At 71.6% G+C, this 16703-nt stretch carries 13 protein-coding genes; 5 read left to right on the forward strand and 8 right to left on the reverse strand.

Translation table 11 applies throughout. The annotated features are described in order from the left end of the window. Window positions 1–45: 45 nt before the first annotated feature. The 3 genes from katG to hemE all read right to left on the reverse strand — a co-directional run bounded on the left by katG (window position 46) and on the right by hemE (window position 3856). A complete protein-coding gene (gene katG / locus ACFKCF_RS02730; protein ID WP_394490229.1) occupies window positions 46–2274 on the reverse strand; it encodes a catalase/peroxidase HPI in 2229 nt (742 codons plus the stop codon). Window positions 2275–2303: 29 nt separating this feature from the next. Next, window positions 2304–2726 (reverse strand): Fur family transcriptional regulator, encoded by a 423-nt coding sequence (locus tag ACFKCF_RS02735; RefSeq protein ID WP_192786500.1) that lies wholly within the window; start codon window positions 2724–2726, stop codon window positions 2304–2306. Window positions 2727–2851: 125 nt separating this feature from the next. Beyond that, complete coding sequence (gene hemE, locus ACFKCF_RS02740) at window positions 2852–3856, reverse strand: uroporphyrinogen decarboxylase (RefSeq protein ID WP_394490745.1); 1005 nt, start codon at window positions 3854–3856, stop codon at window positions 2852–2854. Between the two features lie 622 nt (window positions 3857–4478). Here hemE and ACFKCF_RS02745 point away from each other — a divergent pair. From ACFKCF_RS02745 to ACFKCF_RS02765, 5 genes are all read left to right on the forward strand, one after another. Continuing rightward, the gene (locus ACFKCF_RS02745; RefSeq protein ID WP_350722757.1) at window positions 4479–5075 is read left to right on the forward strand and encodes a DUF3000 domain-containing protein; all 597 of its coding nucleotides are present in this window, start codon (window positions 4479–4481) and stop codon (window positions 5073–5075) included. 45 nt (window positions 5076–5120) lie between these two features. Beyond that, entirely contained in the window at window positions 5121–6347 is a 1227-nt protein-coding gene (locus tag ACFKCF_RS02750; protein ID WP_394490231.1) for an HRDC domain-containing protein, read from the forward strand. Window positions 6348–6716: 369 nt separating this feature from the next. Next, entirely contained in the window at window positions 6717–7862 is a 1146-nt protein-coding gene (locus ACFKCF_RS02755) for a Gfo/Idh/MocA family protein (RefSeq protein WP_394490233.1), read from the forward strand. Then, window positions 7859–9028, forward strand: a complete 1170-nt coding sequence (locus tag ACFKCF_RS02760) for a dihydrodipicolinate synthase family protein (protein WP_394490235.1) — start codon at window positions 7859–7861, stop codon at window positions 9026–9028. Before ACFKCF_RS02755 ends, ACFKCF_RS02760 begins: the two co-directional genes overlap by 4 nt. Continuing rightward, a complete protein-coding gene (locus ACFKCF_RS02765) occupies window positions 9025–9897 on the forward strand; it encodes a sugar phosphate isomerase/epimerase (RefSeq protein ID WP_350722761.1) in 873 nt (290 codons plus the stop codon). The genes ACFKCF_RS02760 and ACFKCF_RS02765 overlap by 4 nt, the downstream gene beginning before the upstream one ends. A 51-nt stretch (window positions 9898–9948) precedes the next feature. On the opposite strand, the gene ACFKCF_RS02770 is transcribed toward ACFKCF_RS02765, so the two are convergent. The 5 genes from ACFKCF_RS02770 to ACFKCF_RS02790 all read right to left on the reverse strand — a co-directional run bounded on the left by ACFKCF_RS02770 (window position 9949) and on the right by ACFKCF_RS02790 (window position 16511). Beyond that, on the reverse strand, window positions 9949–12531 hold the full coding sequence (locus ACFKCF_RS02770) for a PEP/pyruvate-binding domain-containing protein (RefSeq protein WP_394490237.1): 2583 nt from the start codon (window positions 12529–12531) through the stop codon (window positions 9949–9951). Window positions 12532–12591: 60 nt separating this feature from the next. Beyond that, on the reverse strand, window positions 12592–13518 hold the full coding sequence (locus ACFKCF_RS02775; protein WP_394490239.1) for an alkaline phosphatase family protein: 927 nt from the start codon (window positions 13516–13518) through the stop codon (window positions 12592–12594). A gap of 26 nt (window positions 13519–13544) precedes the next feature. Continuing rightward, on the reverse strand, window positions 13545–14318 hold the full coding sequence (locus ACFKCF_RS02780; protein ID WP_394490241.1) for a sugar phosphate isomerase/epimerase family protein: 774 nt from the start codon (window positions 14316–14318) through the stop codon (window positions 13545–13547). After that, window positions 14315–15307, reverse strand: a complete 993-nt coding sequence (locus ACFKCF_RS02785) for a LacI family DNA-binding transcriptional regulator (protein ID WP_394490243.1) — start codon at window positions 15305–15307, stop codon at window positions 14315–14317. The genes ACFKCF_RS02780 and ACFKCF_RS02785 overlap by 4 nt, the downstream gene beginning before the upstream one ends. Before the next feature lie 67 nt (window positions 15308–15374). Next, entirely contained in the window at window positions 15375–16511 is a 1137-nt protein-coding gene (locus ACFKCF_RS02790; RefSeq protein WP_394490245.1) for a hypothetical protein, read from the reverse strand. Window positions 16512–16703: the final 192 nt, after the last annotated feature.

Genomic DNA, 16703 nt, shown 5'->3' on the forward strand with positions numbered 1-16703 from the left:
CGCCGTCCGGGCCGGCCCGGCGTGGGCCGACCCGGACGTCGATCATCAGACCAGGTCGAACCGGTCGAGGTTCATGACCTTGTCCCACGCCGCGACGAAGTCCTTCACGAACTTCTCCTTCGCGTCGTCGCTCGCGTAGACCTCCGCGACCGCGCGCAGCTCGGAGTTGGACCCGAAGACGAGGTCGGCCCGGCTGCCGGTCCACTTGACCTCGCCGGTGACGTCGTCCTTGGCTTCGAACGTGTTCGCGTCCTCGGACGTCGCCGTCCACGTCGTGCCCAGGTCGAGCAGGTTGACGAAGAAGTCGTTGGTCAGCACCCCCGGGGTGTCGGTGAGGACGCCGAGCTGCGACTGCTGGTAGTTCGCGCCCAGGACGCGCAGGCCACCGACGAGGACCGTCATCTCGGGAGCGCTCAGGGTCAGCAGGTTGGCCCGGTCGATGAGCAGGTACTCGGCCGGCAGCCGGTTGCCCTTCCCGAGGTAGTTGCGGAACCCGTCGGCGACCGGCTCGAGCGCGGCGAACGACTCGACGTCGGTCTGCTCCTGCGCGGCGTCCACGCGGCCCGGCGTGAAGGGCACCTGGACGTCGAAGCCGGCGTCCTTGGCGGCCTTCTCGACGCCCGCGGCGCCGGCCAGCACGATCACGTCGGCGAGCGAGATCTGCTTGCCGCCGGTCTGGGCTCCGTTGAACGCCTTCTGGATCCCCTCAAGGGTGCCCAGCACCGTCGCCAGCCGGTCGGGGTCGTTGACCTCCCACCCGCTCTGCGGCTGCAGTCGGATGCGCGCGCCGTTGGCGCCGCCGCGCTTGTCGCTGCCGCGGAAGGACGAGGCCGACGCCCACGCGGTGGAGACGAGCTGCGACACCGTCAGGCCCGAGGCCAGGATCTGGCCCTTGAGGGCGGCGATGTCGTCGGCGTCGACGAGCTCGTGCGTCACCGCGGGCAGCGGGTCCTGCCACAGCAGCGTCTCGGAGGGGACCTCCGGGCCGAGGTAGCGCGCGACCGGGCCCATGTCGCGGTGGGTCAGCTTGAACCACGCGCGGGCGAAGGCGTCCGCGAACTCGGCGGGGTTCTCCAGGAAGCGCCGCGAGATCTGCTCGTAGACCGGGTCGAACCGGAGCGAGAGGTCGGTGGTCAGCATCGTCGGAGCGTGGCTCTTCGACGCGTCGTGAGCGTCGGGGACGGTGCCCGCGCCCGCGCCGTCCTTCGGCCGCCACTGGTTGGCGCCGGCGGGGCTCTGGAACAGCTCCCACTCGTAGCCGAACAGGATCTCGAAGAAGCTGTTGTCCCAGGTGATCGGGGTGTTGGTCCAGATGCCCTCGAGACCGCTGGTGATCGTGTCGCCACCCTTGCCGGTGCCGAAGCTGTTCTTCCAGCCGAAGCCCTGCGCCTCGATCGGGGCGGCCTCGGGGTCGGCGCCGACGTTGTCGGCCGGGCCGGCGCCGTGGGTCTTGCCGAAGGTGTGACCGCCGGCGATCAGGGCGACCGTCTCCTCGTCGTTCATCGCCATCCGGCGGAACGTCTCACGGATGTCGCGGGCCGCGGCCAGCGGGTCGGGGTTACCGTTCGGGCCCTCGGGGTTGACGTAGATGAGGCCCATCTGGACCGCGCCCAGCGGGCTCTCCAGCTCGCGGTCGCCGGTGTAGCGCTCGTCGCCGAGCCAGGTGGTCTCGGGGCCCCAGTAGACGTCCTCGTCGGGCTCCCAGACGTCCGCGCGGCCGCCGGCGAAGCCGAAGGTCTCGAAGCCCATCGACTCCAGGGCGACGTTGCCGGCGAGGATCATGAGGTCGGCCCACGAGAGCTTCTGGCCGTACTTCTTCTTGACCGGCCAGAGCAGGCGGCGGGCCTTGTCGAGGTTTCCGTTGTCGGGCCAGCTGTTGAGCGGGGCGAAGCGCTGCTGCCCGGCCCCGGCGCCGCCGCGGCCGTCACTGATCCGGTACGTGCCCGCGCTGTGCCAGGCCATCCGGATGATGAACGGGCCATAGTGGCCGAAGTCGGCCGGCCACCAGTCCTGCGAGGTCGTCAGCACCTCCGCGATGTCCCGCTTGACGGCCGGCAGGTCCAGGCTCTTGAACGCCTCGGCGTAGTCGAACTCCTGGCCGAGGGGGTTGGTCTCGGCGGGGTTCTTGGCGAGGATCCTCAGGTTGAGCCGCTCCGGCCACCACTGGCGGTTTCCGCCGCCCTGAGTCGGATGTGGGGCGCGCTGGTGCGCGACCGGGCAACCGCCACCTTCCGCCTTCGCGTCTGTGACGATTGCATCATGGTTCTCGGACATGGGAATCCTTCCGGACTAGATCAGGATGCTCAGGAACCGCTGGCGGTGGAACAGTCGGGGCACAGGCCCCAGTAGATGACCTCGGCCTCGTCGATCGTGAAGCCATGGGCGTCGGACGCGGTCAGGCAGGGCACCTCGCCCACCGCGCAGTCGACGTCGGCGACGACACCGCACGAGCGGCACACGACGTGGTGGTGGTTGTCGCCGATGCGTCCCTCGAACCGGGCCGGGCTGCCGGCCGGTTCGAGACGACGTACGAGCCCCGCTGCGGTGAGCGCGTGCAGGGCCTCGTACACGGCTTGGAGAGAGACGTGGCCGACACGGTCGCGCACCCCGGAGGCGATCGCCTCGACATCGAGGTGATCGCCCTCCCGGACGGTCTCGAGCAGCGCGACGCGGGCGGCCGTCACCCTCAGGCCTACACCGCGCAGCTCCTCGGCGGTGGTCTTCATAAACACGAATCATACAAGATAATGAATGATCCAAGTCTAGTGACGCGCGGGGAAACCTTCCATGGACATGCGAAAAGGCCTGCCCCACACGGTTGCGGGACAGGCCTCGGGTCTGCGGCCGGGCGTCAGCCGGTGACGCTCGCCTCGTGCACCAGGTCGGTGAGGCGCTTGAGCTGGTCGGGGTCGGTCGAGGGCAGCACGCCGTGCCCCAGGTTGAACACGTGGCCCTCCGCCGCCCGGCCCTGGCGCAGCACCTCGCGGGCCTTGCGCTCGACGACCTCCCACGGCGCCAGGAGCACGGCCGGGTCGAGGTTGCCCTGGAGCGCCCGGCCGGGGCCGACCCGGCGGGCCGCCTCGTCGAGCGGCACCCGCCAGTCCACGCCCACCACGTCGGCCCCCGCCTCGCCGAGCACGCCGAGCAGCTCGCCCGTGCCGACGCCGAAGTGGATGCGCGGCACGCCCGCCACGCCCTCGAAGATCCGCCGGGTGTGCGGCAGGATGAACTCGCGGTAGTCGGCCGGCGCCACCGCCCCCACCCAGGAGTCGAAGAGCTGCACCGCCGAGGCCCCGGCCGCGATCTGGATGCGCAGGTGCTCCAGGACGATCGTGGACAGCCGCTCCATGAGCGCGTGCCACAGCTGCGGCTCGCCGTACATCATGGCCTTGGTGCGGTCGTGGTTCTTGGACGGGCCGCCCTCGATGAGGTAGGAGCCGAGCGTGAACGGCGCCCCGGCGAAGCCGATCAGTGGCGTGCCGCCCAGCTCGCCGGTCAGCGCGCGGATGGCCTCGGTGACGTACGGCACGTCGTCCGGCTCCAGCGGGCGCAGCGCCTCGACGCCCTCGGCGTCGCGGATCGGGTCGGCCACGACGGGGCCGACGCCCGGCTTGATGTCGAGATCGACGCCGATGGCCTTGAGCGGGACGACGATGTCGCTGAAGAAGATGGCCGCGTCCACGCCGTAGCGGCGGACGGGCTGCATGGTGATCTCGACGATCAGGTCGGGCGTCGCGCAGGCGGTGAGCATCGGCACGCCCTCGCGGACCTTCAGGTATTCCGGCAGCGACCGCCCTGCCTGGCGCATGTACCAGACCGGGGTGTGCGGGACGGGCTGGCGGTGGCAGGCACGCAGGAACGCTGAGTCGGCGAGATTCACCCCACAAGGGTGCCACGTCCGGGCGACGGTCCCGACACTGGTGCGAGGTGTCGGAAAAACATCGATCGAACACCCCAAGTCATGATCAGATAGCCAGATGAAGGTTTACCGGTCTGCTCGGCATCGGCATCGCACGAGGGTCGAACACACCCCATGCCCGGCCAGAGTGCCGGTCTCGACTGGGCCAAATGTTCGCCAACCCCCCGCGCGGCATCGATTCAGAGACCACTTTCGGGACACGCCGAGCGCGTTGCGGGGAAATGTCAGCGGCTCGTGCCAACGTCGGAGCCACGACCCGAAGAAAGGCCCCGGTTCGATGACTCGTGCGACTACCGCGTTGTGGACTTCCCCAGAGCGCCGCAATGAGCGCTGCCTGTCCTGTGCCGGTGAGCGGCTGTTCGAGCAACCGCCGTGCCTCGACGGGCACGAGCCCGGCCACTGCCCGGAGTGGGCCTGCATCGAGTGCGGTCACGCGATCATCATCGGCACCGCCGAGTCCGTCCGACAGGTTCGCCAGCTGGTTACGGCAGCGGCTTGATCACGAAGGATGAGCACCCCAGTGGTCCCCTTCCGTCCGACTTCGACCTACGCTTCCGCTATGACACTCAGTGACCAGCCTCCTCCCCCCGCGGCGTTCACGCGCGCGGCGGAGAGCATGCGGTTGACCGAGGTCAGGCCGGAGATCGAGCTGGAGGAGCTGCCCGCGCCGCAGCGGCTGGCCCCCTACTCGTCGGCCATCGGCGCGTCGGTCTACCGCGACGACGAAGAGCTCGCGGTGGGCAGGCTGATCCTGCTCTACGACCCTGACGGCCAGCGCGGGTGGGAAGGCCCGTTCCGGCTGGTGGCCTACGTCAGGGCCGACATGGAGCCGGAGATCACCTCCGACCCGCTGCTCGGGCCGGTCGTCTGGAGCTGGCTGACCGAGGCTCTGGAGGCCCACCAAGCCGACTACTCCGCCGCTGGCGGTACCGTGACAAGAGCCGTGTCAGAGGGGTTCGGCAACAAAGCCGAAGACCCGGTCACGACCGAGCTCGAGCTGCGGGCGTCCTGGTCACCCGCGCAGGAGGATCTCTCCGGCCACGTCGCCGCCTGGTGCGACCTGATGTGCCTGGCGGCGGGGATCCCGCCGCTCCCGCCCGACGTGGCCGCCCTTCCCCGCCGCCGTGATGATCCGGAGAGTGACCGTACGAAGTGAGGGCACCAGTCAAGACAGCACCAGCGTCATGAGGTCGGTGAACTCGTGACAGAAGAACGTACCGTCGTGCCGCTCCTGGAGCCGCGCGAGGGCATTCCAGCGGTCATCGCGGACGCCGACGCGCTGACTGAAATCGTTTCGCGTTTCGCGGCCGGCAAAGGTCCCGTGGCGGTCGACGCCGAACGCGCCTCGGGCTATCGCTACGGCAACCGCGCCTACCTCGTACAGCTGCGCCGGGCCGGGGCGGGCACCGCGTTGATCGACCCGATCGCCTGCCCCGACCTGTCCGCGCTCGACGCGGCCGTGGCCGACGCGGAAATCGTGCTGCACGCCGCCTCCCAGGACCTGCCGTGCCTCCTGGAGGTGGGGTTCAGGCCGCGGGAGATGTTCGACACCGAGCTGGCGGGGCGGCTGCTCGGCTACGAGCGGGTGGGGCTCGGCACGATGGTCGAGACCGTGCTCGGGCTGCGGCTGGAGAAGGGACACTCGGCCGCCGACTGGTCCACCAGGCCGCTGCCGGAAGACTGGCTGCGGTACGCGGCCCTCGACGTGGAAGTGCTGGTCGAGCTCCGTGACGTGCTCTACCAGGAGCTGGTGGACAGCGGGAAGCTGGAGTGGGCGCGCGAGGAGTTCGCCGCCGTGCTCAACACGCCGCCGCCCGTGCCGCGCTCCGATCCCTGGCGGCGTACGTCGGGCATCCACAAGGTCCGGAACGTACGCGCGCTGGCGATCGTGCGGGAGTTGTGGACCATGCGCGACAGGATCGCCCGGGAGGCCGACCTGGCGCCCGGGCGGGTGTTGCCCGACGCGGCCATCGTCACCGCCGCGCTGGAGGGACCCCGCACCAAGAAGGCCTTGACCGAAATATCAGCATTCACCGGGCGTAGCGCACGCCGCCACATGAGCGACTGGCTCGCCGCCGTCACCCGGGCCCGCGGACTGCCGGACAACCAGCTCCCGCAGCCGAGCACCCCGGGCGACGGACCGCCACCGCCCAACCGCTGGGCCGACCGCGACCCGGCCGCCGCCAAACGCCTCGCCGCCGCGCGAGCGGTGGTGGCGGGACTGGCCGAGCAGCACCACATGCCGACCGAGAACCTGCTGCAACCGGACGCGGTGCGGCGGCTCACCTGGGAGCCGCCGGAGGAGATCACCGAGGAGACGGTGACAGGGCGGCTGCGCGAGCTCGGAGCCCGCGAGTGGCAGCTCTCCCTGACGGTCCACCCCATCACCAAGGCCCTGGCCCGCCTGGAAACCCGCGGCGACCTCTAGCACCCCGCCCTTCACTCCCAACGCGCCCTCACCCACCCAAACCCGGGAGGGTGGGGGCGCGTTGCGCATCCCGCGGGACGGTGCCGCGCAGGTCCCCGCCAACGGCCCACGACGCCGGCACACGCGCCACACCCGGACGCCGACCCGGGCACGGCGTCCGAACGCCAACCCAAGGGTCGCCCTCGAACGCCGAGCCGGACACCGCACCCGACCGACGGGCCGGGCACCGGGCGCGTCCCCTGTGCGCCGATGGGCCCCGACGGGTGGGTTTTCGGGTGTGTGGGGGTTGGGGCTACTTGACGGGGTTGGTGGGGCGGCCGTACCGTTCGGGAAAGCGCTTTCCCCATGTTTGTCCTGAAGGGATCCTCAATGAGCGTGCGCACCATCGGCGTCGTGATGAACGGCGTCACCGGGCGGATGGGCTACCGTCAGCACCTGGTCCGTTCCGTCCTGGCCATCAACGAGCAGGGCGGGGTCACGCTCTCGGACGGCGGCAGGGTGAAGATCAAGCCAGTACTTGTCGGCCGAAACGCCGATAAATTGGCAGATATCGCGGCAAAGCATGGGATTTCGGATTTCACTACGGAGCTCGACTCCGCCCTCGCCGACGACGACAACCTGATCTACTTCGACGCCCAGGTCACCAGCGCCCGCGTCAAGGCCGTCTTGAAGGCCATCGAGGCAGGTAAGCACATCTACGCCGAGAAGCCCACCGCCGAGTCGACGCAGGAGGCCGTGGCGCTCGCCGAGGCCGCCGCGGCCAAGGGGATCAAGAACGGCGTCGTGCAGGACAAGCTCTTCCTGCCCGGCCTGCTCAAGCTGAAGCGGCTGATCGACGGCGGCTTCTTCGGCCGGATCCTGTCGGTGCGCGGGGAGTTCGGCTACTGGGTGTTCGAGGGCGACTGGCAGGAGGCGCAGCGCCCGTCGTGGAACTACCGGGCCGAGGACGGCGGCGGCATCGTGCTCGACATGTTCCCGCACTGGCACTACGTGATGGAGAACCTGTTCGGCCGCGTCCAGTCCGTCTACGCCCGCGCCGTGACGCACGTCCCCGCCCGGGTGGACGAGCAGGGCAACACCTACCAGGCCACCGCGGACGACGCCGCGTACGGCATCTTCGAGCTCGAAGGCGGCATCGTCGCGCAGATCAACTCGTCCTGGACCGTTCGCGTGAACCGCGACGAGCTGGTCGAGTTCCAGGTGGACGGCACGCACGGCAGCGCCGTGGCCGGCCTGCGCAACTGCCGCGTGCAGCACCGCTCCGCCACCCCCAAGCCCGTCTGGAACCCCGACCTGCCCGCCACCGCCCGTTTCCGCGACGGCTGGCAGGAGGTGCCGGACAACGCCGAGTTCGACAACGGGTTCAAGGTGCAGTGGGAGGCGTTCATCAAGCACGTGCTGGAGGACGCGCCCTTCCCGAACGACTTCGCCTCCGGCGCCCGCGGCGTGCAGCTCGCCGAGCTGGGCCTGCGTTCGTCCGCCGAGGGCCGCAGGATCGAGGTGCCGCAGCTGTGACGACGATCGACCTGCCCGGGATCGGCGCCTACACCCTGCGCGAGCCCGTCACGTGGGAGGTGCCCGGCGGGCCGCCCGCCGGCCGCGTCGTGTACGCGGCGGCGCACGTGGTGGCCGACCCGCTCGGCGACAACACGCCCGGCTCCCCCGCCGCCGTGGACTGGGACGCGACCCTGCGCTTCCGCCGCCACCTGTGGTCGCACGGCCTGCGCGTCGCGGACGCCATGGACACCGCCCAGCGCAACATGGGCCTGGACTGGGCGGCCACCAAGGAGCTCATCCGGCGCAGCGCCGCCGAGGCCCGCTCGTACGGCGACCCGGCGACGCTGGTCGCCTGCGGCGCGGGCACCGACCACGCGCCCCAAGCCGCCGACCTCAACACGATCACCGCCGCGTACGCCGAGCAGATCGAGACCGTCCAGTCGGCCGGCGCCGGGGTGATCGTCATGGCCTCCCGCCAGCTCGCCAGGGTGGCGTCGGGTCCGCAGGACTACCACCAGGTGTACGGCAAGCTGTTCGGCCTGGCGGACCGGCCGGTGATCCTGCACTGGCTGGGCGAGATGTTCGACCCGCAGCTGGCCGGCTACTGGGGTTCGGGCGACGTGGCGGCGGCCACCGAGTCGTTCCTGGAGCTGATCCACGCGCACGCCGCGATGGTCGACGGCGTCAAGGTGTCGCTGCTGGACGAGGAGCACGAGGTGGGGCTGCGCGCCGCGCTCCCCGAGGGCGTCCGGCTGTACACGGGGGACGACTTCAACTATCCCTCGCTGATCAAGTCGGGCTCGCACGCGCTGCTGGGCATCTTCGACGCCATCGCCCCGGCGGCGACGGCGGCGCTCCAGGCCCTGGACGCGGCCGGGGCGGCGCAGGACGCGGACGAGGCAGCCCGGCAGCTCGCCCGCTACGACGAGATCTTCGCCCCGACCGTCCCCCTGTCCAGGAAGATCTTCGAGACGCCGACGTACAACTACAAAACCGGCATCGTCTTCCTGGCCTGGCTGAACGGCCACCAGGACGCGTTCGCCATGGTGAACGGCGCCCAGTCGGCCCGCTCGCTGCGGCACCTGGCGGAGGTGTTCCGCCTCGCCGACCAGGCCGGGCTCCTGTCCGACCAGGAGCTGGCCGTGGGCCGGATGAAGGCGCTGCTGGCGGTGAACGGGCTATGAGCTTGGCGCTGAACCAGTGGACGACCAGGCGGTGGTCCGTGGCCGAGGCCGTGGACGGGTGCGTGCGGCACGGCCTGGAGGCGGTCGGGCTGTGGCGTGAGAAAGTCGCCGAGCAGGGCCTCGCGGAGAGCGTGAAGCTGGTGCGCGAGGCCGGCCTGCGGGTGTCGTCCCTGTGCCGGGGCGGCTTCCTCACGGCGGGCGGGCTGCCCGGCGAGGAGGGCCGGCGGGCCTTCGCGCAGGCGCTGGACGACAACCGGCGGGCCATCGACGAGGCGGCCGAGCTGTCGGCGGCCTGCCTGGTGATGGTGGTCGGCGGCCTGCCCGGGGTGAAGCCGGGCGAGGCCCTGCCGCCGAGCGGGTTCTCGCGGGACGTGGCCGGGGCGCGCGAGCGCGTGGCGGAGGCGCTGGCGGAGCTGGCGCCGTACGCCGGGGAGCGCGGGGTCAAGCTGGCCCTGGAGCCGCTGCACCCGATCTACTGCCCCGACCGCGCCGTCCTGTCGACCCTGGGCCAGGCGCTGGACCTGAGCCTGGCCCACCCGGAGGAGCAGGTCGGCGTGGTGGTCGACACGTTCCACGTGTGGTGGGACCCGAGGGTGTTCGAGGACATCGCGCGGGCCGGCCGCAGGATCGCCTCCTATCAGGTGTGCGACTACCTGCACCCGCTGCCGCAGGACATCCTGCTCGGGCGGGGCATGATGGGCGACGGCGTGATCGACTTCCGGCCGATCACGCAGGCCGTCCTGGACGCCGGTTACGCGGGTGACGTCGAGGTGGAGATCTTCAACGCCGACGTCTGGGCCGCCGACCCTGACGAGGTGGTGGCCACGATGAAGGCCCGCTACGAGGACGTGGTGCTCCCCGTACGGTGACGCCCGGCGCTACCTCGGTCCTCCCTGACCGGCAGGTGGCGCCGCAGCCGGTCACAATGGCGTCACGGTCCCCGCGGCGCCGTTCACCTCTATCTCCTGCCCCGTGGTGATGCGGTGGGTGGCGTCGGGCACGCCGACGACGGCCGGGATGCCGTACTCCCTGGCCACCACGGCGCCGTGCGACATCGCGCCGCCCATCTCCATCACCAGCCCGCCCGCCGTCAGGAACAGCGGCGTCCAGCCGGGATCGGTCGAGGGGCAGACCAGGATCTCGCCCGGCTCCAGGTGCGCGCCGACGGGGTCGAGCACCACTCTGGCCACGCCCGTGACGGTGCCGGCCGAGGCGGCGGTGCCCGTCAGCGCGCCGTCCGCAGCACCGTCCGCAGCACCCATCGCGAGCGCCTCGGGCTCGGTCCCGTCGGACAGCAGGATCCTCGGGACGTGCCTGCGGCGCGACTCCCGCTCGTACGTCTCCCGCCGCTCCGCCACGACCGCGCGCAGGTCGCCCCCGTCCAGGGCGGCCCTGGCCTCGTCGAAGCCGAGGAAGTACACGTCCTGCGCCGAGTCCAGGACACCGAGGCCCACGAGGTGCTCCCCGACCGCGAGCATGCTCTGCCGCACCCCGGCCAGGGTCTTGACCAGATAGAACTTGGGCAGCTCGCGCAGTCCCGCGAACTCCCTGGTCCGCCGGAGCCCGAAACGCACGACCGCGGCCCGCCAGCGGCCCTTGCGGCCGGCCTCGGAGGCCACGTGGGCGATGGCGGAGCGCGCCGCCTCGGCCCCCTTGGCGAACAGCGCGGAGGGCGCGAGGTCGGCGACGCCGTCCATGCGCAGGTAGTTGGCCAGCACGCCGAGGATGTGCGCGGGCTCCTCCGACCAGCGGGGCACGCCCAGGTCGATCTCGGCGACGCCGCGGTGACCGTACTTGTCCAGGAACGCGGTGATCTCGCGCTGGGCGACCGGCGGGAGCTTCCCGGCCTCGAAGAGGCGGACCAGCTCGGCCACCGGCTCCTTCCTGAACGGCTCCGGCTCGATGCGGGTGGCCAGGTGCCACAGCTCCAGGTCCATCTCCGTGGTCGGGTTGTGCGGGACGCTGCGCAGGACGTCCTGCATGTCGGCGATGGGCACGCCGGACAGCTTGGAGGCCAGTGCGAACAGGCCGTAGCCGGTGAGCACCATGGGCATGATCGACAGGATCGCCGGGAAGGCGGCGGCGAGCAGGCCTTCGGCGTGGTCCAGGCGCTGGGCGGGAGTGGCCGGCTCGGGGAGCCGCAGGCGCCGGTCCAGCTGCTCGCCGAGGCGGGCGGCGTACGCGAGGCCCTCCTTCGGCCGCGTGAGGGCGAGGAGGATCCGGGAGGGGGCGTGGATGCGGCGGGCGAACCTGCGCAGGCCGCGCAGGACCGGGCGGGGGGACGTGTGCACCACCGAGAGACTCGGGTCCTGCGCCAGCCGCTCGAAGACGGGGACGGTGCGCGCCTCGCCCAGCGCGAGCATGCGCGGCAGGACCGCGCGGCCGAAGCGGCTGCGTACGGCCGTGGTCAGGTCCAGCCACATGCGCTGGCCCGACACGGACATGAACGGCGCGCCGTCGAGCGGGTCGGCCGGCCCGTAGCCGGGCAGCCCCGCCGCTCCGGCGGAGATCAGCCGGAACGCCGACAGCCCCATCGGGGTGAGCGGCCCCATGACCCCCTGTGCGACGTTGACCGAGAAGTACACCCGCAGGCCCGGCCTGGTCTGCTCGGGCAGCGGGTAGAGGGTGGTGATCGGTCTGGCCTGGGTGAGCCAGAGCCGGCCGTCCTCGTCGATGGCCCACTCGGTGTCCTGGGGCGCGCCGTAGTGGTCCTCGACGCGGGCGCCCAGCTCGGCCAGCGCGCGCACCTGGCCGTCGGTCAGGCAGAGACCGTCGTGCGCGGTCTCGACGCGTTCCGTGCCGCCGCCGGGCACGGAGCGGATGGTCAGGCGCTTGTCGCCGGCGTGGCGTTCGAGGATCTCGCCGTCGTGCACGATGAACCGGTCGGGGTTGACGGCGCCGGAGACGACGGCCTCGCCGAGCCCGGGGTTGGCGTCGATGACGGCCTCGCGCCGCCGCCCGGTCACCGGGTTGGCGGTGAACATCACGCCCGCCACCCGCGCGTCCACCATCTCCTGCACGACCACCGCGAGCCGGACGGCGGCGTGGTCGATGCCGTTGGACTCGCGGTAGTGGACCGCGCGGTCGGTCCAGAGCGAGGCCCAGCAGCGGCGTACGGCCTCCACCACCGCCTCGGCGCCGACGACGTTGAGGTAGGTGTCCTGCTGCCCGGCGAAGCTGGCGAACGGCAGGTCCTCGGCCGTGGCGGACGAGCGCACCGCCACGGGCACGTCGTCGCCGAGAGCGGCGTAGGAGGTCACGATCGTCTCGCGCACGTCATCCGGCACCGGCGCCTCCAGCAGGTGCCGCCTGGCCCGCTCGGCGAGCCCGTCGCCGCTCGTCTCCAGGCCCTCCGCCACCCGCCGGTACGCCTCCGTGGTCAGCACCCATCCCGGCGGGACGGGCAGGCCGGCCCGGGCCAGCTCGCCGAGGTTCGCGGCCTTGCCACCCACCTCGGCGAGCATCCCGGCGTCGATCTCGGAGAAGGCCAGTGCCGTCTTCATCGTCTGCTCCCCTGACGTTCGGCGTCCTGTCACTCAGTCTGGCTCGTCCGGGGCAGAAATTCAACAGTTGATGAAAAGATCCGCACCGTCCAGATCCCAGGCGGGATCGAGCCTGACGCCCAGGACGGCCAGCGCCGTCGGCCCCACGTCGACCAGCCGCGGCTCGCCGAGCGAGCGGCCGCCCAGGTCCTCCTCCAGCCGGTTCGCGATCACGAACACCGTGCGCTCCTCGTCCGACGTCCCGCCGTGGCCGCCCTCGTCCACGTGCCCGTGGTCGGTCGTGATCAGCACCGTCCATCGCTCGTCGCGGTACGAGGAGCGCCCCCGGACCGTGTCGAGCAGCCGCCCCAGGTAGGCGTCCTGAGCCTGGAGCGCGTCGAAGTACTCGGGGCAATGGGGGCCGAGGTCGTGGGCCACCTCGTCGGTGTCGCCCAGGTAGACGAAGACGGCGTCGGGGTCGGTCGCCGCCAGGTGCCGCTCGGCGGCCTCGGCGATCCGCCTGTCGGCCTCGGCCCAGGAGCCGAACCCGTAGCCGTCCAGCACGAACCGGTGATCGATGGCCGGGCTGAACGCGCCGTGCTCATCCAGCGCCGCCCAGGAGAAGAACGCGGCGGTGCTCAGCTCCGGCCGGGCATGCTTCGCCCGAGTCAAGAAGTCCGGATATTTCATGAAACGGGGGCTGGCGAAGCCGTTGTCCACCACGCCGTGCTTGTCCGGCCAGACGCCGGTGGCGATCGACGACCAGCCGGGGCCCGAGTCGGTCCGCGACGCGATGACGCGCCCGCCCGGCTCGGGGGACTTGGGGACGACCTGGCCGGGCGACTCCGTACGCGGCGTCCCCGCCTCGCCGTAGGGGAGCTTGCTGGTGCCGTACGCGCCGGAGGACATGAGCGAGCCCAGCACGGGCGCGCCCAGAGCCTGGAGGCGGTCGAACCGCAGGCCGTCCATCCCGACGACCAGCACCTTGTTCCGCTTAGATAGGGGCATCCCCCTATCTAAGCGGCGAAAGGTATCTAAAGGGCGAAACGCCGCACCCAGTCAGCCGCGCCCGGGAGGATCTCCTCGACCGGGGCGACCTGCGGATACCAGGTGCGCTCCCACTCCAGCGACACCCATCCGTCATAACCGGCCGCGCGCAGCAGCTCGCCCGACTCCTCCAGCGGCACCGATCCGGTCCACATGGGCACCGGCGTGGTGTCCTCGGCCGAGACCGCGTCCTTGACCTGGACGTAGGACAGGTACGGGCCCAGCGCGGCCAGCGTTTCGGCCGGGGGCTCGCCGTGGCGCCACGGGTGCAGCAGGTCCCAGATCGCGCCGCTGCTCTCGGGACAGCCCGCCTCGGCCAGCAGCCCGGCCACGGCGGCACCGGTGGCCATGTGGTCGTGCGTCTCGACGAGAACGCGGACACCGAGCGCGGCGGCCGTACCGGAGACCGCCTTGAGCCGGCGGGCGCCGACGGCGGGATCGTCGCCGCCCGGGAACACCCGCACCGCGGGAGCGCCCAGGTCGGCGGCGAGCCGGAGGTCGGCGAGGAGCGGCTCGATGACCGGTTCGTCCGGCCCAGGCCCACAAACCTTGACATATCCGGCGAGTGCCGCGATCTCCAGGCCCGCCCGCTCGACCCGTTCCCGCACCGAGCGCCGCTCCGCGGCGTCGAGGCCCTTGTGGACCCCGGTGTCCGGGTGCAGGCGCAGCTCGAGGCCCTGGCAGCCACCGCCGGCCGCGATCCCGATCGCCCTGTCCAGCCCTTCACCGGGCATGCCCAGGGTGCTCACGGCCAGTCTCACGCCATCCTCCGTACGCTCTCTCGCAGCACGACCTCGCCCGCGACCTGCTCGACCACGACCGCCTCCGTCTCGCCCAGCGCGAGCTCCAGCGCCCGCGCGCCCATGTCCGTCAGGGGCAGCCGCACGGTCGTCAGCGCGGGCACGTGGTCCCGCAAGGTCACGATGTCGTCGAACCCGGCGACCGAGACGTCCTCCGGCACCCGGACCCCGCGCTCCCTGTAGGCCGCGAGCGCTCCGACCGCCATCACGTCGTTGACCGCGAACACGCAGGTCGCGTCCTTGACCTGCTGGGCGGCCGCGTAGCCGCCGTCGCGGTCGAACGGCCCGTGGATGACGTGCGGCGCGGGCAGCCCGAGCTCCTCCAGCGCCCCGGCGAACCCGGCGCACCGGTCGGCCGCCGTCACCAGGTGCGGCGGCCCGGCCAGCACCGCGAACCGCGTGTGCCCGAGCCCGGCCAGCGCGCGGGCCAGCTCGGCCGCGCCCTGCCTGTTGGCGGGCGCGACGGTGTCGACGCCGAGGAGGTCCTGGCCCACGCAGGCGGCGCGGCCGCCGCCCGACTGGTAGCGGGCGAGCTCGTCACGCAGGCGCCCCGTGACGGCGGGGTCGGCGACGCGCGAGCCGACCAGCAACACCGCCCGCACGCGCTGGGCGTGCAGCGTCGCCACGTAGGCGATCTCCTGCTCGGGGTCGCGATGCGTGGTGCCGACCATGACCAGCAGGCCCTCGGTGGCGGCGGCCCGCATCGCCCCGTCGGCCAGGGCCGCGAAGTAGGGGTCGGTCAGGTCGTGGACGACGATGCCGATGACGTTGCTGGCCCCGCGGGCGAGCGTCTGGGCGGCGATGTTGGCGCGGTAGCCCAGCTCGTCCGCGGCCTGCTCGACGCGCGCCCGCAAAGTGGCGCCCACCTGGCGGGTGCTGCCGTTGAGCACCCGCGAGGCTGTCGCGAGCGAGACGCCCGCCTGCTTGGCGACGTCTTCAAGCGTGACCACGAGACCTCCCCGGAAAGCGGTTTCCAAGTCTGCCAGATCAGCACCTGGATCCGCATCCTCGCACGTCTCAGGCCCAGGGGAACAGGATGTCCAGAATTCCCTTGCTCTCCTTGGTGGGCGTGGGCACCGGCGCCTGGGTCGGCGGCGCCTGCGTGGACGGAGCCTGGGTGGACTTCGACTCCGGCGCCTTGGTCGACACCGTGTTGTCCGTGTCGTTCGACGTCTTCGGGCTGTCGTCGGTGTCGTTCGTCTGGTTCTGCGGGGCGCGGGTGGGCCTGGTGCTCGCCTTCGCCGTCGGCTGGCCGATGCGCGTGTTCGTCGGACGGGCCGAAGGCTCGCGCGTGGGCCGGGCCGCCCGAGTGGGCGCGGTCGTCGTCGGGGTATCGGTCTCGGTGTCGGTCGGCTCCGGGGTGTCCGTATCCTCGGTCTCGGGAGCCTCCTCCTCCGAGGTCGTGTCCTCGGGGGCCGCGGTCTCCGAGGGGCGCGTCACCTCGCCCGCGCTGGCGCACTGGCCGCCCTTGCAGGGGTCGTCGGAGGAGTTGCCCGTGAGCATGAAGCCGGCGCCCACGCCGACCAGCACCACCGCGGCCGCGACCACCAGCAGCTTCCTGGTACGCCGGCGCACCTCGCCGTCCTCGCCGCTGCCGCCGCCGGAACGGCCGCCCGAGCGCCTGTCCTCCGGGCGCTTGTCGTCCGAGTCCTCCGTCCAGCCCGAGCCGAGGAAGCCGCGCTTGGGCTTGTCGTCGTCGTGGTCGTCGTCGAGCCCGGCGTCGTAGCTGCGGTCGAGCGGGAGGTACGGGTTGTCATCGTCGACGCGGTGGGGGCCGCTGGGCCCGCCCAGGTCGTTGGCGTCCAGGACGGTATGGGGACCGCTGGCGCCGCCGTACACGTCGCGGTGGCTCCCGTCGAGCGGGTCGCCCGCCACATACACGTCACGCTGGCTCCCGTCGAGCGGGTCGCCCGCCACATACGCGTCACGCTGGCCCCCCACGTCGAGCGGGTCGCCGTACACGTCGCGCTGACCCGCGTCGAGCGGGTCGTTCTGACCGCCGAGGACATCGTGCGGGCCGTCGTCGAGCAGGTCACGGCCCCCGATGAGCTGGGGCTCGCTCTTGTCGAGGGGGAGGATGTAGGTCTCGTTGCCGACGACCTGGATGGCGGGCTGCTCGTCGGTGTCATCGGTGCTCCACCGTGGGGAAAGCACGTCGCCCGTCAGCTCCGGGTTTAACGACCTCCCCTGCCCATCCTCATAAGGCCTGTCGTTCTCGTCGCGCGCCACGATGAACCTCTCTAGTACGAATTCGGACCGCGCCCTTCTTAACAGACCCGACCATCACTTGTCCGGAAATTTCACATGTTTCCCTAAAAACACTCTCTGTAACTTTCGTCACTCTAG

Origin of the sequence: Nonomuraea sp. JJY05, from assembly GCF_043496855.1 — a bacterium.
GTDB lineage: Bacteria > Actinomycetota > Actinomycetes > Streptosporangiales > Streptosporangiaceae > Nonomuraea.